Genomic DNA, 23,867 nt, shown 5'->3' on the forward strand with positions numbered 1-23,867 from the left:
ATGCAGACTCACTGCTGAGCATGCATGTCCAGATTTAGGAGGCTCATATGAAACGAGACAATCCCTTCACCCTCACATTCGGAAAACAGCCAATCAAATACATTAACCGTTATGAAAGCACCGATAATATCCTTTCCACCTTTGAGGCAGATAACCCGATCAGCCAGACTTATCTGATCAGCGGTATCCGCGGAAGCGGGAAAACGGTGCTTATGACTTCTGTTTCCAATCAGCTGCGGAACTCTGACGAATGGGTCATAGTCGACCTGAACGCCACCCAGCCTCTGCTGCAGGAGTTTGCCATGCGTCTGCTCGATGCCAGCAAGCAGATTCCAAACATTTTTGAAAAAGGATTCGAGATTTCTGTCGCAGGCTTCGGAATCGGATACAATGGAATTACAGAAGAGCGGGACAGCGTGAGCAAAATCGAAACGCTTCTGGACAGACTCAATAAAAAAGGAAAAAAGGTACTGATCACCATCGATGAGGCTGTCGCAAACGAAAATATGCGGATTTTCGCCAGTCAGTTCCAGATCTTTATCCGAAAAAACTATCCGGTATTCCTGATCATGACAGGACTCTATGAAAACATTTACGAAATCCAGAATGACCCGGTTCTGACTTTTTTGCTTCGTGCTCCCAAGATCATTCTTGGTCCGTTAGGCATCAATCAGATCAAAAACGAATATCAGAATATCTTCCAGATTGATGACGAAAAAGCCCGGCAACTGGCTAATATCACCATGGGCTATGCTTTCGCTTTTCAGGCGCTTGGCATGCTATACTGGGAGTATCACGATGAAAAACCACTTGACTGGATTCTAAAGGAACTGGATGGTCTTCTGGAAGACTTTGTTTACCGGAAAATCTGGAGCAGTTTATCTCCACTGGAAAAACAGATTGTCTCGGCCATGCCAGAACAGGGTACAAAAATAAAAGTAAAAGAGCTTTGCGATAAGCTGGAAATGAAAGGCACTACCTTTTCCAAATACCGGGAACGCCTGATCAACAAAGGGGTGTGCATTGCACCAGAATATGGCTATGTTGCACTGGCGCTGCCAAGATTTAAAAATATTACAGAGTCTTACATCGAAACAATATGATTCTCGAAATTGAATAAACTGCTATAAAATAAGAAAATACTTGTGATTTTATTCCAAAAATGCTACCATTAAGTATCATGCGGAGTTTTGCTCAGGCAAAACTCCTTTTTTTAAAACCTAACGCAATACAGGGAGGAAAGAAACATGGCATTGATCATTCCATCTAACTATGATCCCCATCTCACCGTGCGTGAGACTCAGGAAGCGATCAAATATATTCGCGACACATTCCAGAAAGAATTTGGCAAAGAGATGCACTTAGAGCGCATTTCCGCACCGCTGTTCGTCACCCAGTCCAGCGGTTTGAACGATAACTTAAACGGCGTAGAGCGTCCGGTCCAGTTCGACATCGCTGCAATCCCGGGAGAGACCGTTGAGGTCGTACATTCCCTAGCAAAGTGGAAACGTATGGCTTTAAAAGAGTATGGATTTGAGCCTGGCGAGGGTCTTTACACCAACATGAACGCGATCCGCCGCGATGAGGAGCTCGACAACCTTCACTCCTGCTATGTAGACCAGTGGGACTGGGAGAAAGTCATCACCAAAGAGGAGCGCACCATTGAAACCCTCGAGGCAACCGTTCAGACCATCTTCAAGATCATCAAGCACATGGAGCATGAGGTATGGTACAAGTATCCGCAGGCAGTAAAGCATCTGCCGGAGCACATCACCTTCATCACCACCCAGGAACTGGCAGACCGCTATCCGGACAAGACGCCGAAGGAGCGTGAGAACCTCATCACCAAGGAATACGGCTGCGTCTTCCTGATGAAGATCGGTGACAAACTTGCAAGCGGCGAACCGCACGACGGTCGTGCACCGGACTACGATGACTGGCAGTTAAACGGTGATATTCTCTTCTGGTATGACCAGTTAAACTGCGCACTGGAGGTTTCCAGCATGGGTATCCGTGTTGATGAAAAATCCTTAGAGGAGCAGTTAAAGAAGGCCGGCTGCGAGGAAAGAAAGAACCTTCCATACCACAAGATGCTCTTAAACGGCGAGCTTCCGTACACCATCGGCGGTGGTATCGGACAGTCCCGTCTGTGCATGCTGCTCTTAGACCGCGCCCATGTCGGCGAGGTTCAGGCAAGCCTGTGGCCGGAAGATATGAGAAAGATCTGCAAAGAACATAAAATTATTTTACTGTAATACGAATCAGCGGAAGCGCCACCGGCGCTTCCGCGGCATACACGCAAAAAGAAAGACCGGACAGTGCGCAGGCACGATCCGGTCTTTCTTTTTGTTTTTTTCAATTGAATCAGAAACATATTAGAGGTAAAAATCCGACTGGCAATACTGGATCTCACCTGCAATCATGGTTAACTGCGGTACCAGAATCTGGCTGCATACGATCTCATCATCGCAGAAATCTTTCTGGATATACTGGCGTTCCTTTAAGTCAAAGACTGCGATATCTGCGACCGCTCCTGCCTTTAAGGTTCCAATCTGTCCTTCCATGCCCATCAGCTTTGCCGGGGTTTCGGTCACGGCACGGATGATGTCATTTAAGCTTACGCCCAGTGCCAGATATTTGGAAATGACAAGCGGAAGGTTCTTTGCATACGGCGGCATGTTGAACTTATCCACCGTAAGATCCGTGGAGATCACATCCGGCAAAAAACCTGCTGTCAGTGCCCGCTTCGCTGCCTTTAAACCAAAATTTCCTTTGCCGTTAGCTGCATCAAAGATCACACCGCGCTCTCTTGCTTTTAATACCAGCGGATCAATCTTGCCATCCTCCGATGCGATCGGGTTTCCTGCTCCCTGGAAGCAATGGCAGAAAATATCGCCCGGGCGCAGACAGTCAGCCAACTCCCCAGCCGTAACCGGAGAGTTGGTGGTATGAACACAGACACGAAGGGAAGTGCCCAGACGTTCATTCAACTCATCGGTCAGCTTTACGACAGCACGTAGGTAATCTGCACCGGTCTCATCCGGCACAACACCTTTGGAAAGACGGATCTTTAAGCCCAGGATGTTATCCCGGTTTGCCTCGATCACCCGCTCCATCTTTTCTACGTTGTAGAGTGCCGGGTTAAAATCCTCGCAAAGCTTTGGATCGAGCTGTCCACCGCCATACACAGTCAGAAATCCTTTTACGCGGACCTGGGACTGCGCGATCACGGACTTGTAAAATGCCTCATAGGTAGAGGTTCCCGCGCTTCCCGCATCCACTGCAGAGGTAGTTCCCTGCGCAATCATCATATCCGGATGAATGCAAATGGAACTTCCCTCATGGAACAGGTGGGTATGAAAATCGATCAGTCCCGGAGTTACCAGCTTGCCGGATGCATCGATGATGCAATCTGGATTGCACTCTGCCGTTTCTCCTTTTACGTCTGCGATGCGCATATTTTTAATGTAAATATCCTTGATCTCGTCGATGCCCGCTGACGGATCCACAACACGTCCGCCCCGGATGATATAATCTACTTTCATTCCAGTCTCCTTTTATTATAGGGCTGTCGCAAAACGAAGTCCAAAACTTTCCATATATCAAGTTATGTACATTTTGCGACAGCCCCTGTCTACTCATGTTATTTTTTTCAGTTTGTGCTTACACAATACCTAAAGTACCGATGATGCATGCCAGAATTGCACAGCAGAACGGCATGATTGCACAGGTAATGAATACATATTTGTAGGTATCCTTCTGGGAGGTCTTAGCAATCTGGTTGCAGACAACCATACCGGATGCGTGTGGCATTGCATCAAAACCAGAAGATGCGATACATACAACACGGTGGAGCATAGCCATATTCAGTCCGGATGCTGCCAGGTATTCTCCCATGGAACTTAAGAAGATGTTCAGTCCGCCTGCGGAAGAACCGGTGATCGCTGCGATCACGTTGATAGAGATCAGTGCTGTGATCAGCGGGTTTGCATCCATGTTTACCAGAGCTGTGGTAATGCTCTCATAAGCCGGGGAAGCAGATACTACAGAACCAAAGCCCATGATGGAAGAAGTAGCGATCAGGGAGCTTAAGCCGCCGCCTGCACCGTTGGAAACAGCCTCTTTCACATTCAGACGGTCTCTGTACAGAACGCAACCTACGATAATTGCGCAGGTCATAGCAATTGCAACTGCATAGGAAGACGGGATGCTGGTCAGAGACTGGATACCAAACATCAGAACCAGAAGAACTACGATCGGAGCGAAACATGCGCCGATGGAAGGTGTCTTTCCTTCATCTACTGCATTTAAATCCATGATATCCTCACCCGGGCTTGCTACGAAGTGCTCACCGGCTGCTTTTGCTTTTTTGATCTGCCAGTTTAAGAACAGGTAAGCAGACACAAACATGATCACGGAACAGATCAGACCGATAGAAGCACCTGCATAAGCAGTGGTTCCGAAATACTGGGTCGGAATCAGGTTCTGGGTAGACGGGGAACCCGGAAGCATTGCCATACATACAGTAACCGGGCATACCATGATGGTAGCAACGATCAGCTTCTTCGGGATATCTGCCTTCTGGAACAGTGCTACTGCGATCGGATACAGGGAGAATGCGATGATGAAGGTTCCGATTCCGCCATAGGAAAGAACCAGGCCGGTCAGCATAACAACAAGCACTACTGACTTCTCGCCAAGAAGCTTGAGCATCTTGTTTGCAATACCAACGGATGCACCACTGTCACCCATGACTTTTCCGAAAATAGCACCCAGCATAAACAGCAGGAACCAGTTTCCGGCAAATCCGGACATTCCGGTCATAAATTTCTCAGACAATGTAGTTACAGGATCCATTGCATTGAATGCAATAACGATCAGGGCACCAGCCAGTGATACGATAGCCATGTGCCAGTTTTTCCAGATCAGTGCAATGACACATACGATTGCAACGATCAACCCTAAAACACCAAACATTTTGTAACTCCTCCTTTGTTTTGTATGCCCTTATGTTAGCATGAAACAGATAAAAGTTGAACTTATAGTAATCCATGATTACTAGAAGTTCAACTTCTTTCTAGGTTTACAAAACTGCCTGATTTTTGTATAATAGTCACAAAAATAACAAAAGAGATCCACCTCCGACAGCTTCTGCTGCCGGAAGACAACATCCGGCTAAAACAACACACATAAAAGGGGAAACTTACAATGGATACAAGACAGCTAAAATACATTCTGACCATTGCAGAATGCGGCAGCATTTCCAAGGCTGCAGATAAGCTTTTTATCTCCCAGTCCGGCTTAAACCAGCAGCTGATCCGTATAGAAAAAGAAATGGGCATCCCGCTTTTTGAGCGGGACACCCACCATCTTGCCACGACCGAAGCCGGGGCGATCTTCCTGCGCTACGCCCAGGAAACCTTAAACCGTGAAAAACAGATGCATGCCATGATCAGCGATGTCATGGACGGAAATGTAGGCGAAATCCGGGTCAACCTGGCCATGGAGCAGGGAATCGAGCTCTTCTGCGAGATCTTCCCGGAATTCCACGCAAAATATCCCCAGATAGAACTAAAGCTTGAGGACCATATCGTCGCAGACCAGTACAAGCTGCTTGCAGAAAGCAAGCTTGATATCGGCATGGTCATGGTTAAAAACCATGACATAGAGAATTTGGAATATGTCCATTTAGCCAACGAGCGTTTTCTTCTCGGCGTTCCAACCGGCCATCCACTGACCCGTTTTTACCAGCCAACTTCCGATGGCGACTACCCGGAGATTGACTTAACACTCTGCAGGCAGGAGCCTTTTTCGCTGATGTTTGCCGGTTCCACCTTCCGTCAGGTGATCGATCCCTGCTTTGAGCGTGCCGGATTTGTTCCGAATATCATGTTTGAAGCCCGCACCAACCATGTCATTGCACTGATGGTATCCAGAGGAATCTGCCTGACCATTCTGCCAGAATCCCAGGCAAAACTCTACCCGAACCTCTGCTGGTTTCGCCTAGAGGATAACCCCTCCTGGGAAAGCTGTATGATCTACCACAAAGAGCAACCGCCCAGGAAAGCAGGGAGATATTTCATCGAGCTGGCCGTGCAGCACGCCAGGACACTCACTGCGAAAAGCAGGCCGAACTGGATGCTGGCCAAATAACAATATTGTTTATTTATTTTCGATATCGAGGATCATGTCAACTCTTCTCTGGTGGCGTCCACCCTCATATTCGTTGTCCAACCACTCATCTACGATCATCTTCGCCATCTCGACACCAACTACGCGGGCACCGAAGGTCAGGACGTTGGTATTGTTGTGTCTGCGGGACATTCTCGCGCTGTACGGCTCGCTGCAGGTGCAGACCAGAACGCCTTTTACCTTGCCTGCTGCCAGACCGATACCGATACCGGTTCCGCAGATTGCGATGCCGTAATCCGCCTCACCGGATGCTACCGCGCGACCAACCTTCTCGCCGTATACCGGGTAATCGCAGCTTTCGCTGGAGTTGGTTCCGAAGTCGATGACCTCGTAACCCTTCTGCTCTACGTATGCCTTGATGGCTTCTTTCATTTCTACTGCGGAGTGATCATTTCCCATTGCGATCTTTTTCATAATATTATCAACCTCACTAAAAAATTAATCTAATTTTGCATTCTTTCCCATTAATAACAGATCAAGGATTGTCAGCGCCGTCATAGCCTCTACTACCACAACCGCTCTCGGCACCACCACCGGATCATGGCGTCCCTTGATGGCGATCTCTACGTTTTCACCGTGGTTATTCGCCGTTTTCTGTGGCTGCGCGATTGACGGAGTCGGTTTGAAAGCCGCACGCAGCACGATCTGGCTTCCATCGCTCATGCCGCCTAAAATACCGCCTGCATGGTTGGTCTTTTTCACAACCTTACCATAAGCATCGACATAAAACTCATCGTTATTCTGGGATCCAAGCGCTTTTGCTGCTGCAAAGCCATCCCCGATCTCGAATCCTTTTACGGCGCCGATGGACATGATTGCCCTCGCCAGGCTTGCATCCAGCTTATCGAATACCGGCTCGCCAACACCAACCGGCATGCCATCTACCAGACATTCTACCACGCCGCCCACGGAATCCTGTGCAGCGATCATGCGCTCTAAAAATTCTGCAGTTTCCTCTGCTGCCACCTTATCCGGCATGTTCAGGCTGTTGTTATCGCGCTCAGAAAGATCAAAGCGCTTCGGATCGATCTCAAACTCACCGATGCTCTTCACATATGCCGTCACCGTGATACCATAGTGGGCCAGCAGCTTGCAGGCAACTGCCCCGGCTGCTACCCGGGCAATGGTCTCACGCGCGGAAGAGCGTCCGCCGCCCCGGTAATCACGGAAGCCATACTTTTGCTCAAAGCAGTAGTCCGCATGTCCCGGGCGGTACACATCCATGATCGCACTATAATCTTTGGAACGCTGGTCGGTATTGCGCACCATCATGGCGATCGGGGTTCCGGTCGTCTTTCCTTCAAACACACCGGAAAAGATCTCGACCTGGTCTCCTTCGTTTCTTGCGGTGGCAAATTTGCTCTGCCCCGGTTTTCTTCTATTTAAATAGGTCTGTACATCTTCCTCACAAAGCGGAAGTCCCGCCGGGCAGCCGTCGATGGTAACACCGACGCCTTTGCCGTGGGACTCTCCCCATGTCATGATACGGAAGATGGTTCCATAGGTTGATCCTGCCATAGTTTCCTCCGCTGTTTTCCCATTTTTCTTTCACACAAAGGTTTAAACGCCTGACGGCCTTGCACAGTGCTGCCAGATTTTTCGTCTTAATCAGTCGTCCACTTTCACAATGATGCAGCTGTTCGGCTCGTTGCACTTGATCGCATTGGAGCTCATGATCAGCAGTTTTTTCTCGTAATCGATCTTGAAAAATGTGATGGTATTGCTCTCATGGTTGATTGCCGCAATGTGCTTATCATCCGGGAAGACTGCGATATCCTTTGGATATTCTCCGCTGATCGGCAGACAGCACATCAGGGTCAGAAGACCGGTCTTCTCGTCTCTGCTGTACATGGCCACACTCTCGTCGCCTGCATTGCTGCAGAACATATGCTTCTCATCCGGAGAGAAGCGTAACGAGCAGGCTGCTGCCAAAGAGCTGTGCTTTTCTCCCATGGTAGAAATCGTCTGGATCTTCTCCACATTCGGGACACGGTCTCCGGTCTCGTAGGTAAATACGTCAATGACATTCTTCTGCTCATACATTAAATAGAAGAATTTGCCATCAGAGCTGAAGCGCAGGTTTCTCGGTGCAGATTCCATCTCACACGGGATGGTGTCTACCTGAACCAGATGCTCGTCCTTCTCGCTGAAGCGGTAGATCTTTACCTGGTCCAGACCGGAATCTACGATCATGACAAATTTGTTATCCGGAGTACGTCTGCAGCAGGTTACATGCGGGCGAAAATTACGCTCTGCTACGCTGCCCAGTCCCTTATGGAACACACCGTCCACGATCTCACCGACCCCGCCATCCTTGCGCAGGCGCAGTACCGTTGCCTTGCCATCATGGAAACCAGACACGAATACATACCGGTCTTCCTTATCCATAGACAGGTGGCAGGCTCTCATGCCTTTGGTCTTCGCGCTGTTTAAGCGGGAAAGACTTCCGTTTTCCAGAATACGGAATGCCACAACACCCTCATCCGCAACAGAATACAGGGTTTTATTATCATTGGATGCTGTTACATAGGAGGAATTGTCCACTTCCACCTCGCAGCGCTCTGTAAATGTTCCTTTTTCCACGTCTACATCGTAAACCGTGATTCCCTTGGCTTTGCCGTTGTACGAATAGGAACCGACATATGCCATATACTTTCCTTCAAAAGCCATTGCTCTTCCTCCTGTCACGCCTTCAAGTTTCTGCGTTTTTTAACCCGGTCTGCGCATAAAATGCGCAAACGTTCCAATCGTAAACAGCATACCACACATTCTCAAAAAAATCTATTCTGAATCTATTGACATACAGATATTTTCCAGTATAATGAATCTTGCTTTGTGTTTACTAAAGCTAAACTTTAAAGTGCATTTTACATTCATTTAATATTTCTAAACTTTTCGGATAGTATTATCATGGAGGACTGTTATGGATATCGGATCAAAATTAAAGGAGATACGGACGCTAAAGGGTCTGACCCAGGAAGAACTGGCAGACCGGGCAGAGCTTTCCAAGGGTTTCATCTCCCAGCTGGAACGAAATTTAACCTCTCCTTCCATTGCGACACTCACCGACATCTTACAGTGCCTCGGCACGACGCTTGGTGAGTTTTTTAATGAGACTCCGGAGGAGCAGGTCGTATTCGGAAAAGCAGATTATTTTGAAAAATACGATGCGGAATTAAAAAATGAGATCCGCTGGATCATCCCGAACGCACAGAAAAACATGATGGAACCGATCCTCATTACCTTAGAGGCCGGCGGCTCCACCTACCCGGACAACCCACATGAGGGCGAGGAATTCGGATATGTACTGCAGGGAAGCATCAACATCCACATCGGAAGCAAGACCTACCGGGCGAAGAAGGGCGAGTCCTTTTACTTTACCCCGGACAAAAAGCATTACCTTACGAGCCGTCACGGCGCATCGCTGATCTGGGTCAGCACGCCGCCAAGCTTCTAAAGCTGACCGGAGCGAACATCGCAAAGGCCGGTAGCCCGCTTTTGAGAGGGCAGCTGCATATGCAGTCAGCCCAGAGATTGAATATCACATGTAAATGAAAACAAATGTAACCATACTTTAGGAGGAATAATGCGATGGCTCAGCCCCTGATTGACTTAGTCAACATTTCAAAAAGCTTTGACAACACCATGGTCTTAGACGACCTCAATCTTTCCGTTAAGGAAAATTCTTTCGTAACATTACTGGGTCCCAGCGGCTGCGGCAAAACCACAACCCTGCGCATCATCGGCGGATTTGAGACGGCCGACACCGGAAAGGTCATTTTCGACGGAACCGATATCAGCAAACTTCCGCCGAATAAGCGCCAGTTAAATACCGTATTCCAGAAATACGCCCTGTTCACCCACATGAACATCGCGGAAAATATCGCATTCGGCTTAAAGATCAAAGGCAAATCCAAAGCCTACATCGATGACAAGATCAAGTACGCGTTAAAGCTGGTAAACTTAGACGGCTATGAGAAGCGTACCGTAGACTCCTTAAGCGGCGGCCAGCAGCAGCGTATCGCCATTGCCCGCGCCATCGTAAACGAGCCGCGTCTTCTGCTTTTAGACGAGCCGTTAGGTGCCCTGGACTTAAAGCTGCGCCAGGACATGCAGTATGAGCTGATCCGCTTAAAGAATGAGCTCGGCATCACCTTCATCTACGTTACCCACGACCAGGAAGAAGCGCTGACCATGTCCGACACCATCGTTGTCATGAACCAGGGCTACATCCAGCAGATGGGAACCCCGGAGCAGATCTACAACGAGCCGGAGAACGCATTCGTGGCAGACTTCATCGGCGAAAGCAACATTGTCCCGGGCATTATGATTCGCGACGAGCTGGTTGAGATCTTCGGTGCCAAATTTGCCTGCGTGGATAAAGGCTTCGGCAACAACACTCCGGTCGATGTTGTCATCCGCCCGGAGGATATCGACCTGGTAGACCCGTCCGAGGGCACGCTGGTCGGCACCTGCACCCACTTGATCTTCAAGGGTGTTCATTATGAAATGGAAGTCACCACCCCGGACGGCTTCGAGTGGCTGGTACACAGCACCGATATGTGCCCGGTCGGCAAACAGGTCGGCATCAAGGTGGACCCGTTTGACATCCAGATCATGAACAAACCTGCATCAGAGGATGAGGAGGCCGTAGGAGTCAATGAATAAGAAATGGTTAGCCGGACCGTATCTGGTCTGGATGGTTGGTTTCATCGTCATTCCGCTGATCCTTATCGTGTATTACGGATTGACCGATAAATCTGGAGCATTCACCCTTGCCAATGTGCTTTCCATCTCCACCCCGGAGCATGTGAAGGCCCTGTGGCTCTCCCTGGGACTTTCCCTGGTGAGCACGGTGATCTGCCTCGTACTTGCTTACCCGCTTGCCATGATCCTGCGTAACCGTGGCATCGGCCAGGGAAGCTTTATCGTCTTCATCTTCATTCTTCCGATGTGGATGAACTTTCTGCTGCGCACCCTGGCATGGCAGACTCTTCTGGAAAAGAGCGGTGTGATCAACGGCATCTTAAGTGCCCTGCACCTGCCAAACCAGAACCTGATCAATACTCCGGGCGCGATCGTGCTTGGTATGGTTTATAACTTCCTGCCGTTTATGGTCCTTCCGATCTACAACGTGCTTTGCAAGATCGATGATAACACTATCAACGCGGCAAGAGACCTTGGCGCAAGCTTTACCCAGACACTTCTGTGGGTATGGCTTCCGCTTAGCGTGCCGGGCATCATCAGCGGCATTACCATGGTGTTCGTACCGTCCCTGACCACTTTCGTAATTTCCAACTTACTGGGCGGCAGCAAGATCCTCCTGATCGGTAATGTCATCGAGCAGGAATTCACCAAGGGCAGCAACTGGAACTTAGGCTCCGGTCTTTCCCTGGTCCTTATGGTCTTCATTCTGATCAGCATGGCGCTGATTGCAAAATACGATAAAAACGGCGAAGGGAGCACATTCTAATGAGTAAGATCCGACAGAATTTCCGGCGTATCGTGCAGGACTTCTACCTGGTGATCATCATGGTGTTTTTGTACGCGCCGATTGCCACCATGGTGGTATTATCCTTTAACAGTTCCAAATCCCGTACCCAGTGGGGCGGGTTCACCCTGCAGTGGTACACCCAGATGTTTGCAAGCCGCAACATCATGGCGGCCCTGCAGAATACTTTGCTGATCGCATTCTTGTCCGCGCTGATCGCCACCATCATCGGCACCGCGGCGTCCATCGCGATCAACAGCATGAAACAGATTCCCCAGACCATCGTCATGGGGATCACCAACATTCCGATGCTGAATGCCGATATCGTAACCGGTATCTCCCTGATGCTGGCTTTCCTTGCTTTCGGTATTTCCCTTGGCTTTAAGACCGTGCTGATCGCGCACATCACCTTTAATATCCCGTACGTGATCCTAAGCGTCATGCCAAAGCTCAAGCAGACCAACCGCTACACCTATGAAGCGGCCCTGGACCTCGGCGCAAGCCCGATCCGCGCTTTCTTCAAAGTCGTGTTCCCGGATATCTTACCGGGTGTGCTGTCCGGCTTTTTGCTGGCCTTCACCATGTCTCTGGATGATTTTATCATCACCCACTTTACCAGAGGCGCAGGCATCAACACCCTGTCCACCCTGATCTACAGCGAAGTTCGCCGCGGCATCAAGCCGTCTATGTACGCGCTCTCCACCGTGATCTTTGCGGTGGTACTGGCACTGCTGCTCATCAGCAATTTTGCACCGAAGAAAAAGCAGGAAGCCTGACACGTTTTGATTTACCAAACAAAACAGGCAGGATATCTGACCTTTTTTGATTCACCAAACACCATTTGCTGCTCTGCGAAATGTCAAACAGACAGCACACAACCACACCACTAAGAGGAGATGACTATGAAAAAAAGAGTATTTGCAATTTCCATAGCAGGTCTGACTGCCGCTTCCACTCTTCTTTCCGGCTGCGGTGCATCCGGATCTGCAGGAGGTTCCACTTCTGCTGCCAATTCCGGCAGTTCTGACGCAGGCGAGCTTTATGTTTACAACTGGGGCGAGTACATTGACGAGGATGTCATTTCCCAGTTCGAGGATGAGACCGGCATCAAGGTTATTTACGATATGTTCGAGACCAACGAGGAGATGTACCCGGTCATCGAGGCCGGCGGCGTCAACTACGATGTTGTCTGCCCGTCCGATTACATGATCCAGAAGATGCGTGAGAACGACCTGCTTGCTGAGATCAACTTCGACAATGTGCCGAATATCGACCAGATTGACCCAGCTTACATGGAAATGTCCAAGTCCTTTGACCCGGAGAACAAATACTCCGTTCCTTACTGCTGGGGAACCGTAGGCATCCTTTACAATACCAAGCTGTTAGACGAGCTCGGCGTACCGGCTCCGACCAAATGGGCAGATCTGTGGGATGAGCGCTTAAGCGGCGAGATCCTCATGCAGGACAGTGTCCGCGACGCCTTCATGGTTGCCTTAAAGAAAGATGGCTACTCCATGAACAGTGCAAATGAGGACGAGCTCCAGCAGGCGAAGCAGGATCTGGTAGACCAGAAACCGCTCGTTCAGGCTTACGTCATCGACCAGGTAAGAGACAAGATGATCGGCGGTGAGGCTGCAGTCGGTGTCATCTACTCCGGCGAGATGCTCTACATCCAGGACGAGGTTGCAAACCTGGGACTGGATTACGAACTGGAATATGTCATTCCGGAAGAGGGAACCAACCTGTGGCTGGATTCCTGGGTCATTCCGAAAAACGCGAAGAACAAAGAAAACGCAGAGAAATGGATCGATTTCTTATGCCGTCCGGAGATTGCAAAAGCAAACTTTGAGTACATCACCTACCCGACCCCGAACAAGGGCGCGTTCGAGCTGTTAGACGAAGACCTGCAGAACAACAAGGCAGTCTTCCCGGATATCGATTCCCTGAACAATTCTGAGGTTTACAAGTATCTCGGCAATGAGACCGACAATATCTACAACGAACTGTGGAAAGAAGTAAAATCCAACTAAAAACAAAAGATTGAGGAGATTGAGAAAATGAAAAAAAGATGGATCGCATCTGCTGCGGCTTTATCCGCAGCGGCACTTACTGTAACCGGCTGCGGAGCTTCCGCTTCCGGCACTGCTCCGGCTAAGGGCTCTGCCTCCAGCGATGCCGGTGAGCTCTACGTTTACAACTGGGGCGAATACATTGATGAGAGCGTCATTGATGAATTTGAGGAAGAAACCGGCATTAAGGTTGTCTACGATTTATTCGAGACCAACGAGGAGATGTATCCGGTCATCGAAGCCGGCGGCATTGCCTACGATGCGGTATGTCCGTCTGATTTCATGATCCAGAAAATGCGCGAGCATGACCTCTTAGCCGAGATCAACTTCGACAACGTGCCGAACATCGACCAGATCGATCCGCTTTATATGGAGCTTTCCAAATCCTTCGACCCGGAAAATAAATACGCAGTCCCGTATACCTGGGGCACCATCGGCATCCTCCACAACAAAGAGCGCCTGCAGGAACTTGGCGTAGAGCCGCCGACCAAATGGTCCGATCTGTGGGATGAGCGTTTAAGCGGCGAGATCCTCATGCAGGACAGCATCCGCAGCGCTTTCATGACCGGCTTAAAGAAAAACGGCTACTCCTTAAACAGCACCAACCCGGATGAGATCAACAAGGCAAAGCAGGACCTGATCGACCAGAAGCCGCTGGTACAGGCTTACGTTGTAGACCAGGTAAGAGATAAGATGATCGGCGGCGAGGCTGCAGTCGGCATCATCTACTCCGGTGAGATGCTTTACATCCAGGACGAGGACGGCACCGACAATCTCCAGTACGTGATCCCGGAAGAAGGCACCGACCTCTTCATCGACTGCTGGGTCATCCCGAAAAATGCAAAGAACAAGGAAAACGCAGAGAAGTGGATCAACTTCCTGTGCAGACCGGACATCGCAAAGAAGAACTTTGAGTACATCACCTACTCCACCCCGAACAAGGGCGCATTCGAGCTGTTAGACGAAGATATGCAGAACAACAAGGCAGTCTTCCCGGACATCGACTCCATCAAGAATGCAGAGGTTCTGAAGTACCTTGGCGACGATGTGGACGAGATCTATAATGAGGCATGGAAGGAAGTAAAATCGAAGTAATCCTGCCTTATAATATAAACAAAGACGACCGGCATACGCAACGCGTATGCCGGTCTTTGTTTATTCAGGTACTTATACTCCCATCTTTTTTAACGTATCATCAACAAACTTTTTTGCCCTCGGGATGTCACTCTCATCAATATGCTCGATAATAATCGGAATATTTGGATGATTCTTTGCCAGCCGCTGAACATACAGCGGATAGTTTAAAACTCCAAGACCCGCTCCCGGCAGCTCTACAGCACCAGCGCCACGGAAACTGTTGTGTTCTGCTGAACCACCACCAAACTTTTCTTCCAGGTTTACCGCCCGCTTACAGTCCTTTGCATGTGCAATTTTGATTTTATCATCCAGAACATGGAAAATCTTTTCAATTGTCGGATCTACATCATCAATATTTGAACCATCAAAATAATTGGTCGGATCACATAAAAGTCCTAATCCCGGATGATTCACTTCCTGCAGCAGACGTGCTACCTGATCTACGGAGCCCACAATGTTATTTACATAGTTTTCAACAAGGAATACTGCATCATGATCATATGCAAACTTCGCCAGGTCAATTGCTACTTTTTTAAATTCCTGATAAGCTTCTTCTGTATAGTTCTTAGGATCTGCCGACCAGTCACTTTCTTCATTGTATGTGCCGGTCTCACTAACTACGTAAGGTGTACCAAAATCTCTGGCGTGTGCCAGAATTTCTTTTACATAATCAATATTCTCCTGGCGTTTTTCCGGATCCGGGTGCACAAGGTTTGTATAAGCAGAAATCGCTACGATCGGAAGATTGGCATCACGGAATGCGTCTCGAACCTGATTGGCTTTTTCTTTTGTGATATTGCCTCTGGAAAGGTCAATATCTTTGAATTCCAGGTCTAACTGCACGCAACTCATTCCATCCTTTTTCGCACGTTCAATCGTTTCTGCCAACGTATATGGATAATATCCTGTAAAAATACCAACTGAGATCATAAAAAACTCCTTTCCCTGTCCGTTTCAACAGCATCATACATTCCATCTGCTATATTACAATTACGCATTCAGAATCTGGTCCAGATAAATGGTTTTCTCCTGTGCAATGGACTGATAACATGCCTCTACGCATGCAAGTGTCTTCACGTTATCACGTGCACTGATTTCCGGATCTGTTCCCTTTTCTACTGCACACAGCAGATTTGCCATCGTTCCAACAAAAGCATCCGGGAACCACTGTGTCGTCCACTTTGGTTCAATCCACTGGTTCGGATAAGATTTACATGCAAGCTTCAAGGTACTGCCGCAGAATTCCGGAGCCCGCTTATGCCAGCCAAATTCTCCCTCTGCAAACCCTTCTGTGCCCTCTACCCGCCAGTTAATGTAATTGTGTTTCTCACACGGCTCTTCCGGCCATGCCCAGACATCATCCAGACTGGTTGCCATTAGCCCGTCCTTATACTGATAAGTATACTGTACAATTCCATCCGTGTGTTCAAATTTGGTTCTCGGATCGGTTCGGCATAATGCTGTTATTTTTTCAGGATCACCAAAGAGATAACGGAAAATATCCAGATGATGAACGGCCATCGCATAAATCTCCAGTTTATGATATTTCTGTAAAAACGTCTGCCAATCCGGAATGGCACGCATATCGATAGAAGCAATAACCGGTTTTCCAATCAATCCCTTATCCAAAATTCGTTTCAATGCGCGCATAGACTGATCATAACGCATATTGGAATTCACAGCGATCGGAATTCCAGCTTCGTCTCCCAGCGAAACAATCCGTCTTGCTTCTTCCAGGGACATCGCAATCGGTTTCTGGCACAAAATACCTTTTACATGATCTGCTGCATGTCTGCAGATATATTCAACGATATCCGGCTGTACATGCGGCGGAACTGCAATATCAATAATTTCTATGGATTTATCATCCACCAGTTCTTTCCACGTCGGATATACTGTCTGAATCTTATGTAATGCAGCTACTTCCTTACTCTGTTCCTGATCCAGCGAAGTAATGGCAACCGGATTAAAGCCGGCTTTTCGATAAGCTTCCAAATGACAATTTCTCACAATAAAACCGGCTCCAATAACACCAATCCGGTAATCAAGACGCTTTGGCATTTCCGGCAGTGTCGCCAGTTCCAGTTCCAGTTTGATTTCCTCCATGTTCTGTCCCCCTTTTCCTTTATAAAGCCGGAACCTCATTTTCTGATATACGTTTTCTACGCTCTACATATGCAGGAAGAATGGTAACATCTTCTTCCGTAAACCAGGCAAACGGATCTGTACTGCAGGTCAGGGCGAAATTCGCCCAGGCATTTAATGATCCGGAACGAATCACAACTTTTGCCTTTGGTGCAATTTTTTCCACAAGCTGCTCATGCGGAATTCCTTTAAAAACCGCACCGGATCCCGTATAGATTTCCTGGATATCCTGATACAATGCAGGATGATGTGTCTTTACCTCCGGTGCAAATGCTACTTCCTCCACAAAAATTTCCTTACGGAGCATCCTTAAAATATCAAGCACATCGACTGCTCCTGCATAATATCCCAGGTCAATGCGATTTGCATCTTTGGGTATCGGAAAACCTGCATCTGTTACAAGAATAATATCTGTATGTCCACATGTAGCAAGTGCTTTCGCTAATTCCGGGTGTAGAATACGTCCTGGTCTCATTATAGCATCTCCTCTCCAAATTGTCAGACAGAATGTATCTTTATAAATTCATCCACTTCTTTTGCAGTGTGATAGGACGGTACTGTTTCCCATTTTGTACAGCAAAGACCAGCCACGGCATTTGCATACGCTACCGCATCCTTCATGGAAGCTCCGTCTGCCAGTGCAACGGTTAAACCGGCATTAAAGCTGTCTCCAGCACCATTCGAATCCACAACATCAATTTTATAAGAGTCAACGTGGGCGCTTTCTTCCAATGTATGAATATCCACTCCATCTCCGCCCAAAGTCATGATCACCTTCTTACATCCAGTCTGCAGCAGTTTCGTTGCAACCTGCCTGTGGGTCAATGGTGCATCCGGCAATTCTCCAATTGTAATTCTCGCCTCTGTTTCATTCGGGGTAATGATGTCAACAAAACTCAAATCACGTCCCATCAGATTTACTGCCGGTGCCGGGTTTAAAATAGTCGTCTTCCCCAGCTCTTTCGCCCGCTTCAGTGCATACAATGCAATGTCGATCGGAATTTCCAACTGGGTCAGAACAACATCTGCATTCTGAATCTGATCGATATGGGCTTCAATGATCTCTTCAGAAATCAGTTCGTTTGCTCCCATTGCAACTACAATCACATTATTCGCTTTTACATCTTTCACAATAAAACCGACCCCTGTCGGTTTTTCGTCTGTGATCAGAATGCCCTCTGTATGTACCCCCTCCTGTTTCATAAGGTTTACAAACTCATGTCCAAACGGATCATTCCCTACCACACCAATATAACCAACCTCTGCACCAAGGCGTGCAGCCTGAACTGCCATATCGGAACCTTTGCCGCCATAAGTTTCCCGGTAATCATAGCCAATTAAAGTCTCACCTAGCAGCGGGATTCTGTCTGATGTCATGACTAAGGCCTTTGCATAACTTCCAATGATACATATCTTCACTTCCGTTCCACCTCCGTCATCCGAAATGTAAAGTTTTAATATGCATTAATATCTCCTACAAGCCCGTCTACAATAGCCGGACCGGAACTGGTACCCACAAGTTCCGCACCTGCTTCAAACATTATTTTCATCTTTTCCAGGGTATTTACCTTACCGGATACTTTGACACGGCATGGAAGTGTAATGTTTTCTTTCAGGATTTTCACGTCCTCAGCAGTAGCCGGGCATCCGCCGACGCCCCAGCCGCTCGACTGTTTTACCCAGTCAATTCCTGCTTCACACGCAAGCTGTGCTGCTTTTTTCTTTAATTCCGGGGTCGTAATATAACCAAATTCCAACATTGCTTTTACAATGACACCACTCGCATGCGCTACTTCAACAATCTGGCGCATTTCCTCAAAATATGCTTTTTCTTCCCCACCTAACAGCAGACCCGGGTTCGGCGGAAAATCAAACTGGTCGACACCGGTTTTGATCATTTCTTTCAATGCTGCAATCTTCATAGGTAATGTATCATTCGCAATTGGAAAATTCAGCGTCGATGCAACCTGAATTCCGGTTCCTTTTAAAACATCTTTTGCCAGTTCGATATAGCACGGTGCAACCATTGCTGCCTGAAAATCATATTTCATGCATGTTTCCAGATGTTTCAGCATTCCATCTCTGGTAAGGTTTGGATTTACATTCGTGTACTGAATTGCTTTCGCTACCTGCCGCTTATCATTAAAATCAATCATACCGTTTCTCCCTTCTTTTTACGTTTCATGAATCGTTTCATGATTTTATGATATACTATCACAATCAAAATTACAATAGAATGTTTTCATAAAAAAAAGAAGAAATATTCAGCATTATCGCTAAATACTTCTTCTGTATCTTCTCATCTTGTCGTCCCAACGAAACAATTACCATGATCCATTCGCAGGAGTCATGATTTTACTTTTTATATGTTTCTCCATATTGATCAATGCTTCTTCTTCCGATATTTCGCCATATAAAATCCGATTAATCTCATGCGGAATGATGCGCGTATAAAGTTCGTTTTGCTGATAATCCTTCAACATTGGGGAAAAACGCCGTTTTCTGCTTTTTTCATAACTTTCCGGAATCTGCTTTTTCCACGGATAAATTTCTTCCATATCCGACCTCTGATAAAAGCTTTTTCTAACGGTTGATCCTCCGAGTAAAGATAACGGAATGCTGTTATATTCACTGCATACCCATTTCAAATATTGAAAAGCTTCTTCCTTTTGGTGTCCATGCTGATTCAGACCCAAACTCCAACCGCCAAGCACCGATACTCCTCCTGGAATCATAATACTGCCAATATTTCCTGCCACTTTGGATTTCGTATAATCATTGATCCGCATCGCGTGGGAATCATAAAATACAGCCATTGCTGTATCCCCTTTGCAATATTCTTCCACTGCGGCATCCCAGGAATTTATGTTTCTGTCCGGATTTGAATATTGAAAGCTTTTTATATAATTTCTCAAAGCAGTCACTGCATTGGGACTATGAATCGTCAGGTTTCCATCTAAATCGAAAATATCTGCACCATACGACCAAAGACGGTTCAAAAATCCAATCGTATTATAAATATTCTCTCCCCTGACAGAAATGTTTCCATAATGTACCGGAGACTTTGAATTAAAACTTCTTGTAAAAAACTCAGAAACAAGATTATATTGTGCCCAACTTTCCGGCAGACATAACTCCTGACCATAATTTCTGAAAAACTGACGTTTCAGCGCAGCATCTTCAAACAGGTCTTTTTGATAAAGTAATATCTGAGTACCTGACATAAACGGCAATGCATACAGTTCATTTTCATACATTCCATATTCTCGTACCATTCCATCAATAAATCCGTCCAGATACTCCCGGTTATTTCGGAATTGATCGGTTAAGCAGGCAATTCCACCGCTCTTAGCAGCTTCTTCCACCCAGGATATATCAATCATAAAACCGTCATATTCACTTTCCTTTTCTCTCGCACTTCTCAATATCAGCGTTTCCAATTCTTTATATTCCAGCAGATCTATAAAAATCCGGATCCCTGTGTTTTTCGTATATAGGTCCGAATACATCTGTAAACCTCTTGCTGCCGGGGAATCATATAAAGCAAACTTCAAATGGACATTTTCTTTCTTCTCTAATTCAGGCAGTGCCTCTTTATATTCGAAAGTTCCCGCAATATTTTGTGTCAGATATTCATGTGTATACGACTGTTCCAATGCATCCATCAAACGGTCCACAGCCCCTTGCGCAACTACATTTTGAGAGACATTCGCACAACCGATGCTGCAAGTGTTTTGCTCTGCCCACTGGCTCTCCTTACAGCAGAAAATAACAACATCTTTTCGGTCTAATAATTCAAGTGCGCGTTCAATTCCAGCTTCAATTTCGCTATTGCTTGCGATAATTCCCCTTACTTCCGGATTTTGATGTAAAAGTTCATATGCAGCCTGAAACGCCCGTTCCCTGCTGTCTACAATTTTTGTATAGTTTGTAAGCTGATAGGAATGTACATATTCTGTTGCATATAAAAAAAATTTCATAGAATCAAATATAAATCCTATATTCTGTATTCCAAGCTGCAGCATTTTTTTATAAGCCTGCTCAACAGCAGGGCGGTAATCAATCTGGATCAGATCTCCTGTATACCCAGATAATGGATATTTCGTAATAATCACATATGGAATTTCTTTTTTTTCTTCCGGAATGGTAAGCTGCTCTTTGGCGGGTGAATACCAGATTATTCCATCTACACATTGTTCCACACACTGCATCAGACTTTTCTTTTCTAAAAGCCAGTTATTATTACTGATTTTAAGTATCAGTCCATATCCTTTTTCTCTAAGAAAGTTCTCCAGGCTGGAAAGAAAGTGTGCATGATCTGACTGACATACTTCTGGCATAATAACGCCAATCAACTTACTTTTTGTATTTTTCAGGCTTCGTGCATTGGCATCTGGCCGATAAGATAATTGATTGATTGCATTTTCTACCCGCTCAATTAATTCATCGTTTGATGTTTTTCCATTTAAAACATTCGAAACCGTTCCAACTGAAACTCCGGCTAACTTTGCCACTTCTTTTATCGTTGCCATAAAAACTCACTCCTTGAATCTTTTCCGCTCTATTTCATGAGTTGTTCTGTGATATCCGCATAGGTTATTCGATGCACATTTCCCATATAATCTGAAAAATATATATGGCTGCATTGACATTATTTATAATGTAGCATGCAGCCATGTTTTAATCAATTGAATTTTCGTTATTTATGATTTCCACGCCTTAGATCAGTGCCAGCGTCTTCAGCACATACAGCCAGAACGTCAGGGAAAATGCACTTCCCAGCGTAGTAATTGCCACAATGCTGGAACTTAAAACACCACTGTGTCCCATATTCCGTGCCATCACATAACTGCTGACCGTCGTGCTGGAACCCAGCATAACCAGGATTGCGATAAGTTCTGCTTCACGGAAGGCCAGAAGCACAGCCACTGGAAGAAACAGCGTGCACAGACCAAACAGCTTCATAAAGCTTGCCACAAATGCTGGTCCCATACCGGTTTTTGCCTCGCCCCAGTTAAAGGCAGCGCCCATCGTCATCAGACCAAGAGGCGTCGTCAGACTGCCAAGATTGGAAACTGTCTTTGACAGAATGGTCGGCATCGGAAGCCGGAGAAGTGACCATAACGCACCAGCCAGAATCCCCAGGATAATCGGATTGGTCACAATTCCTTTCAGTGTCTTTTTGAGCAGTTCCGGACTCATACCGTTCTGCCCCGGCTTTGTAAAGGAAAGAACCAGAACCGCCATGATATTATAAAGCGGCACACTGCCGATGATCATGAGCGGTGCCATACCAGAATTGCCATAGATATTGGTGATAAACGCAATTCCTAAAATTGCCGCACTGCTGCGATAAGCGCCCTGGATGAATTCGCCCCGCTGGGACTTATCTTTCAGCGCCATGGACATCAATGCTACAAGGGAAATGCTAAGCAGTGTCGCCATAAAACAAAATGCCACAAACTTTCCATCCCATGCCTTAGAAAAATCCTGTTTTGCCAGATCTCCGAACAGCAGCACCGGCAAGGTTGCCTTAAACACAAACTGGTTCAGCCCATTGATCATGTTTTCTTTTAAAAGTCCCACTTTTCTGAAAAATACGCCCAGGACCATAAGCAAAAAGATTGGTATGGTCGCATTCAGACTAAATATCAGATTATCCATGTACCTCATTTCCTCCCATTTCCAAATGTAACGTTCTCTTTGTGTAAACTTTCATTTACCGCTACCTATTATAATCTTGACCAATACAATTGACAAGCAGTATAATTTGTGTAGGTCACAAATTTAGATTTGTGATAGTATGCGATATTGAAAATGAGAGGGAATCCTATGACGATTGCACAACAGGTTTTTCTTTATGCCGCCGAAGAAAAAAGCATCACAAAGGCCGCAAAAAAAGCATTTATCACACAGCAATGTGCCAGCAGTCACATCAAAAATCTGGAAAAGCAGTACGGCACGCTTCTTTTCACACGAAAACCGGTCTTTGCTTTAACCCCCGCCGGAGAATACCTTCTTGCATCACTCTACCGCCTGAATATTCTTGAACGGGAAATAGATGATGGAATGAAAGAAATCGGGAGCGGAATGTCTGGAATTCTTCGTTTGGGGATTAATCCGACGCGCGCCCGGATCCTGATTCCCAGTATTCTCCGGCAATGTAAAGCCCTAATACCAGGTCTTCAATTGTCTGTCTGCTTTGGTGACCGTGATTTTCTCATGAAACAGCTGAGCCAGGGTGCGATTGACATGCTCATTGCAGCCGGACCAGTTTCACCGGCCGGAAAACAGTTTTGCTCAACACCTCTGGCAGTCGATCAGATTCATTTCATCACCACCAGAAACCAAATTGCCAGATACAATCCCATACTTTTTCAAAAAAATGCTGCGCACGAACCGCTCAGTCTGGCCGATATTCAAAATTTCCCGCTTTGCCGGAGTGCACTCGGAAGTACCGTTACAGAACTGATTCACCGTCTTGCCCTGCAGCAAAACCTGACCTTAAATGACTATTGCTATATCAGCGATTATGACGTTCAGTTATCGCTTTGCTCGGACGGTCTGACAAGCATGTTCTGTCCAACCCTGATTCTTGACCGCATCCTGACGCATAATCAGACGGCTCCTTCCGAACAGCAACTGCTCTTTTTCCATTTATCAGACATACACGAGGAAATACGGATGGATCTTTTCCAGAATCATACCCCATACGAGCCGCCTTACGTAAAAATGTTTATTCAGATTTTGAAACAGACTACCAGCACGCTCTACGAAAATATCCAGAACGTATTTCCGGCGTGACAATAAAAGTGTACACCAAAAGCGCCGTT

Annotated in this window: 22 protein-coding genes; 10 read left to right on the top strand and 12 right to left on the bottom strand. The window is 46.8% G+C overall.

The genetic code is table 11. From position 1 onward, the window contains the following. The first annotated feature begins 47 nt into the window (after positions 1-47). Both DWZ40_RS01305 and asnA read left to right on the top strand, forming a co-directional pair. Positions 48-1,103, top strand: a complete 1,056-nt coding sequence (locus DWZ40_RS01305) for an ATP-binding protein (RefSeq protein WP_118540335.1) — start codon at positions 48-50, stop codon at positions 1,101-1,103. A gap of 144 nt (positions 1,104-1,247) precedes the next feature. Then, complete coding sequence (asnA, locus tag DWZ40_RS01310; protein ID WP_118540336.1) at positions 1,248-2,255, top strand: aspartate--ammonia ligase; 1,008 nt, start codon at positions 1,248-1,250, stop codon at positions 2,253-2,255. Between the two features lie 120 nt (positions 2,256-2,375). Here the strand turns inward: asnA and DWZ40_RS01315 are convergent, their stop codons facing one another. Continuing rightward, positions 2,376-3,545 carry an amidohydrolase family protein gene (locus tag DWZ40_RS01315; RefSeq protein WP_118540337.1) on the bottom strand — a complete coding sequence of 390 codons (1,170 nt, stop codon included), beginning with the start codon at positions 3,543-3,545 and terminating at the stop codon, positions 2,376-2,378. A gap of 118 nt (positions 3,546-3,663) precedes the next feature. Further along, positions 3,664-4,977, bottom strand: coding sequence for an SLC13 family permease (locus tag DWZ40_RS01320; protein ID WP_118540338.1), 1,314 nt, complete (start codon positions 4,975-4,977; stop codon positions 3,664-3,666). A 231-nt stretch (positions 4,978-5,208) separates the two neighbouring features. Here DWZ40_RS01320 and DWZ40_RS01325 point away from each other — a divergent pair, with 231 nt between their 5' ends. Next, on the top strand, positions 5,209-6,153 hold the full coding sequence (locus tag DWZ40_RS01325; protein ID WP_118540339.1) for a LysR family transcriptional regulator: 945 nt from the start codon (positions 5,209-5,211) through the stop codon (positions 6,151-6,153). Between the two features lie 9 nt (positions 6,154-6,162). On the opposite strand, the gene rpiB is transcribed toward DWZ40_RS01325, so the two are convergent. The 3 genes from rpiB to DWZ40_RS01340 form a co-directional block, all read right to left on the bottom strand. Next, the gene (gene rpiB / locus DWZ40_RS01330) at positions 6,163-6,606 is read right to left on the bottom strand and encodes a ribose 5-phosphate isomerase B (RefSeq protein ID WP_118540340.1); all 444 of its coding nucleotides are present in this window, start codon (positions 6,604-6,606) and stop codon (positions 6,163-6,165) included. 24 nt (positions 6,607-6,630) lie between these two features. Continuing rightward, positions 6,631-7,710: a chorismate synthase gene (aroC, locus tag DWZ40_RS01335; protein WP_118540341.1), complete on the bottom strand. Its 1,080-nt coding sequence runs from the start codon at positions 7,708-7,710 to the stop codon at positions 6,631-6,633. A 90-nt stretch (positions 7,711-7,800) separates the two neighbouring features. Next, positions 7,801-8,862: a beta-propeller fold lactonase family protein gene (locus DWZ40_RS01340; RefSeq protein ID WP_118540342.1), complete on the bottom strand. Its 1,062-nt coding sequence runs from the start codon at positions 8,860-8,862 to the stop codon at positions 7,801-7,803. A gap of 253 nt (positions 8,863-9,115) precedes the next feature. On the opposite strand from DWZ40_RS01340, the gene DWZ40_RS01345 reads away from it, so the two are divergent. From DWZ40_RS01345 to DWZ40_RS01370, 6 genes are all read left to right on the top strand, one after another. After that, complete coding sequence (locus DWZ40_RS01345; RefSeq protein WP_118540343.1) at positions 9,116-9,649, top strand: cupin domain-containing protein; 534 nt, start codon at positions 9,116-9,118, stop codon at positions 9,647-9,649. A 134-nt stretch (positions 9,650-9,783) separates the two neighbouring features. Further along, positions 9,784-10,860 (top strand): ABC transporter ATP-binding protein, encoded by a 1,077-nt coding sequence (locus DWZ40_RS01350; RefSeq protein ID WP_118540344.1) that lies wholly within the window; start codon positions 9,784-9,786, stop codon positions 10,858-10,860. Continuing rightward, positions 10,853-11,665: an ABC transporter permease gene (locus tag DWZ40_RS01355; RefSeq protein ID WP_118540345.1), complete on the top strand. Its 813-nt coding sequence runs from the start codon at positions 10,853-10,855 to the stop codon at positions 11,663-11,665. The genes DWZ40_RS01350 and DWZ40_RS01355 overlap by 8 nt, the downstream gene beginning before the upstream one ends. Next, complete coding sequence (locus tag DWZ40_RS01360) at positions 11,665-12,459, top strand: ABC transporter permease (protein ID WP_118540346.1); 795 nt, start codon at positions 11,665-11,667, stop codon at positions 12,457-12,459. The genes DWZ40_RS01355 and DWZ40_RS01360 overlap by 1 nt, the downstream gene beginning before the upstream one ends. A gap of 126 nt (positions 12,460-12,585) precedes the next feature. Then, positions 12,586-13,713 carry an ABC transporter substrate-binding protein gene (locus DWZ40_RS01365; protein ID WP_118540347.1) on the top strand — a complete coding sequence of 376 codons (1,128 nt, stop codon included), beginning with the start codon at positions 12,586-12,588 and terminating at the stop codon, positions 13,711-13,713. 27 nt (positions 13,714-13,740) lie between these two features. Continuing rightward, positions 13,741-14,847: an ABC transporter substrate-binding protein gene (locus tag DWZ40_RS01370; protein WP_118540348.1), complete on the top strand. Its 1,107-nt coding sequence runs from the start codon at positions 13,741-13,743 to the stop codon at positions 14,845-14,847. Between the two features lie 72 nt (positions 14,848-14,919). On the opposite strand, the gene DWZ40_RS01375 is transcribed toward DWZ40_RS01370, so the two are convergent. The 7 genes from DWZ40_RS01375 to DWZ40_RS01405 all read right to left on the bottom strand — a co-directional run bounded on the left by DWZ40_RS01375 (position 14,920) and on the right by DWZ40_RS01405 (position 22,698). Beyond that, a complete protein-coding gene (locus DWZ40_RS01375; protein WP_118540349.1) occupies positions 14,920-15,819 on the bottom strand; it encodes a sugar phosphate isomerase/epimerase in 900 nt (299 codons plus the stop codon). 60 nt (positions 15,820-15,879) lie between these two features. Beyond that, positions 15,880-16,995, bottom strand: a complete 1,116-nt coding sequence (locus tag DWZ40_RS01380; RefSeq protein ID WP_118540350.1) for a Gfo/Idh/MocA family oxidoreductase — start codon at positions 16,993-16,995, stop codon at positions 15,880-15,882. 19 nt (positions 16,996-17,014) lie between these two features. Further along, entirely contained in the window at positions 17,015-17,509 is a 495-nt protein-coding gene (gene rbsD / locus DWZ40_RS01385) for a D-ribose pyranase (protein ID WP_118540351.1), read from the bottom strand. 23 nt (positions 17,510-17,532) lie between these two features. Further along, complete coding sequence (locus DWZ40_RS01390) at positions 17,533-18,453, bottom strand: ribokinase (RefSeq protein ID WP_118540352.1); 921 nt, start codon at positions 18,451-18,453, stop codon at positions 17,533-17,535. 35 nt (positions 18,454-18,488) lie between these two features. Then, positions 18,489-19,190, bottom strand: coding sequence for a deoxyribose-phosphate aldolase (gene deoC / locus DWZ40_RS01395; RefSeq protein WP_118540353.1), 702 nt, complete (start codon positions 19,188-19,190; stop codon positions 18,489-18,491). Positions 19,191-19,358: 168 nt separating this feature from the next. Next, positions 19,359-21,566 carry an extracellular solute-binding protein gene (locus DWZ40_RS01400; protein ID WP_118540354.1) on the bottom strand — a complete coding sequence of 736 codons (2,208 nt, stop codon included), beginning with the start codon at positions 21,564-21,566 and terminating at the stop codon, positions 19,359-19,361. Positions 21,567-21,753: 187 nt separating this feature from the next. Further along, positions 21,754-22,698 carry an AEC family transporter gene (locus tag DWZ40_RS01405; protein WP_118540355.1) on the bottom strand — a complete coding sequence of 315 codons (945 nt, stop codon included), beginning with the start codon at positions 22,696-22,698 and terminating at the stop codon, positions 21,754-21,756. 168 nt (positions 22,699-22,866) lie between these two features. Here DWZ40_RS01405 and DWZ40_RS01410 point away from each other — a divergent pair, with 168 nt between their 5' ends. Further along, positions 22,867-23,838 (top strand): LysR family transcriptional regulator, encoded by a 972-nt coding sequence (locus DWZ40_RS01410; protein ID WP_182431581.1) that lies wholly within the window; start codon positions 22,867-22,869, stop codon positions 23,836-23,838. Positions 23,839-23,867 lie beyond the last annotated feature (29 nt).

Source organism: Clostridium sp. AF32-12BH, assembly GCF_003477935.1.
In the GTDB taxonomy this organism is placed as follows: Bacteria; Bacillota; Clostridia; order Lachnospirales; family Lachnospiraceae; genus Brotaphodocola.

Coding starts and splice junctions, on each gene's coding strand:
- DWZ40_RS01305 (WP_118540335.1), top strand. CDS start 48: ATGAAACGAGACAATCCCTTCACCCTCACATTCGGAAAACAGCCAATC.
- asnA (WP_118540336.1), top strand. CDS start 1,248: ATGGCATTGATCATTCCATCTAACTATGATCCCCATCTCACCGTGCGT.
- DWZ40_RS01315 (WP_118540337.1), bottom strand. CDS start 3,545: ATGAAAGTAGATTATATCATCCGGGGCGGACGTGTTGTGGATCCGTCA.
- DWZ40_RS01320 (WP_118540338.1), bottom strand. CDS start 4,977: ATGTTTGGTGTTTTAGGGTTGATCGTTGCAATCGTATGTGTCATTGCA.
- DWZ40_RS01325 (WP_118540339.1), top strand. CDS start 5,209: ATGGATACAAGACAGCTAAAATACATTCTGACCATTGCAGAATGCGGC.
- rpiB (WP_118540340.1), bottom strand. CDS start 6,606: ATGAAAAAGATCGCAATGGGAAATGATCACTCCGCAGTAGAAATGAAA.
- aroC (WP_118540341.1), bottom strand. CDS start 7,710: ATGGCAGGATCAACCTATGGAACCATCTTCCGTATCATGACATGGGGA.
- DWZ40_RS01340 (WP_118540342.1), bottom strand. CDS start 8,862: ATGGCTTTTGAAGGAAAGTATATGGCATATGTCGGTTCCTATTCGTAC.
- DWZ40_RS01345 (WP_118540343.1), top strand. CDS start 9,116: ATGGATATCGGATCAAAATTAAAGGAGATACGGACGCTAAAGGGTCTG.
- DWZ40_RS01350 (WP_118540344.1), top strand. CDS start 9,784: ATGGCTCAGCCCCTGATTGACTTAGTCAACATTTCAAAAAGCTTTGAC.
- DWZ40_RS01355 (WP_118540345.1), top strand. CDS start 10,853: ATGAATAAGAAATGGTTAGCCGGACCGTATCTGGTCTGGATGGTTGGT.
- DWZ40_RS01360 (WP_118540346.1), top strand. CDS start 11,665: ATGAGTAAGATCCGACAGAATTTCCGGCGTATCGTGCAGGACTTCTAC.
- DWZ40_RS01365 (WP_118540347.1), top strand. CDS start 12,586: ATGAAAAAAAGAGTATTTGCAATTTCCATAGCAGGTCTGACTGCCGCT.
- DWZ40_RS01370 (WP_118540348.1), top strand. CDS start 13,741: ATGAAAAAAAGATGGATCGCATCTGCTGCGGCTTTATCCGCAGCGGCA.
- DWZ40_RS01375 (WP_118540349.1), bottom strand. CDS start 15,819: ATGATCTCAGTTGGTATTTTTACAGGATATTATCCATATACGTTGGCA.
- DWZ40_RS01380 (WP_118540350.1), bottom strand. CDS start 16,995: ATGGAGGAAATCAAACTGGAACTGGAACTGGCGACACTGCCGGAAATG.
- rbsD (WP_118540351.1), bottom strand. CDS start 17,509: ATGAGACCAGGACGTATTCTACACCCGGAATTAGCGAAAGCACTTGCT.
- deoC (WP_118540353.1), bottom strand. CDS start 19,190: ATGATTGATTTTAATGATAAGCGGCAGGTAGCGAAAGCAATTCAGTAC.
- DWZ40_RS01400 (WP_118540354.1), bottom strand. CDS start 21,566: ATGGCAACGATAAAAGAAGTGGCAAAGTTAGCCGGAGTTTCAGTTGGA.
- DWZ40_RS01405 (WP_118540355.1), bottom strand. CDS start 22,698: ATGGATAATCTGATATTTAGTCTGAATGCGACCATACCAATCTTTTTG.
- DWZ40_RS01410 (WP_182431581.1), top strand. CDS start 22,867: ATGACGATTGCACAACAGGTTTTTCTTTATGCCGCCGAAGAAAAAAGC.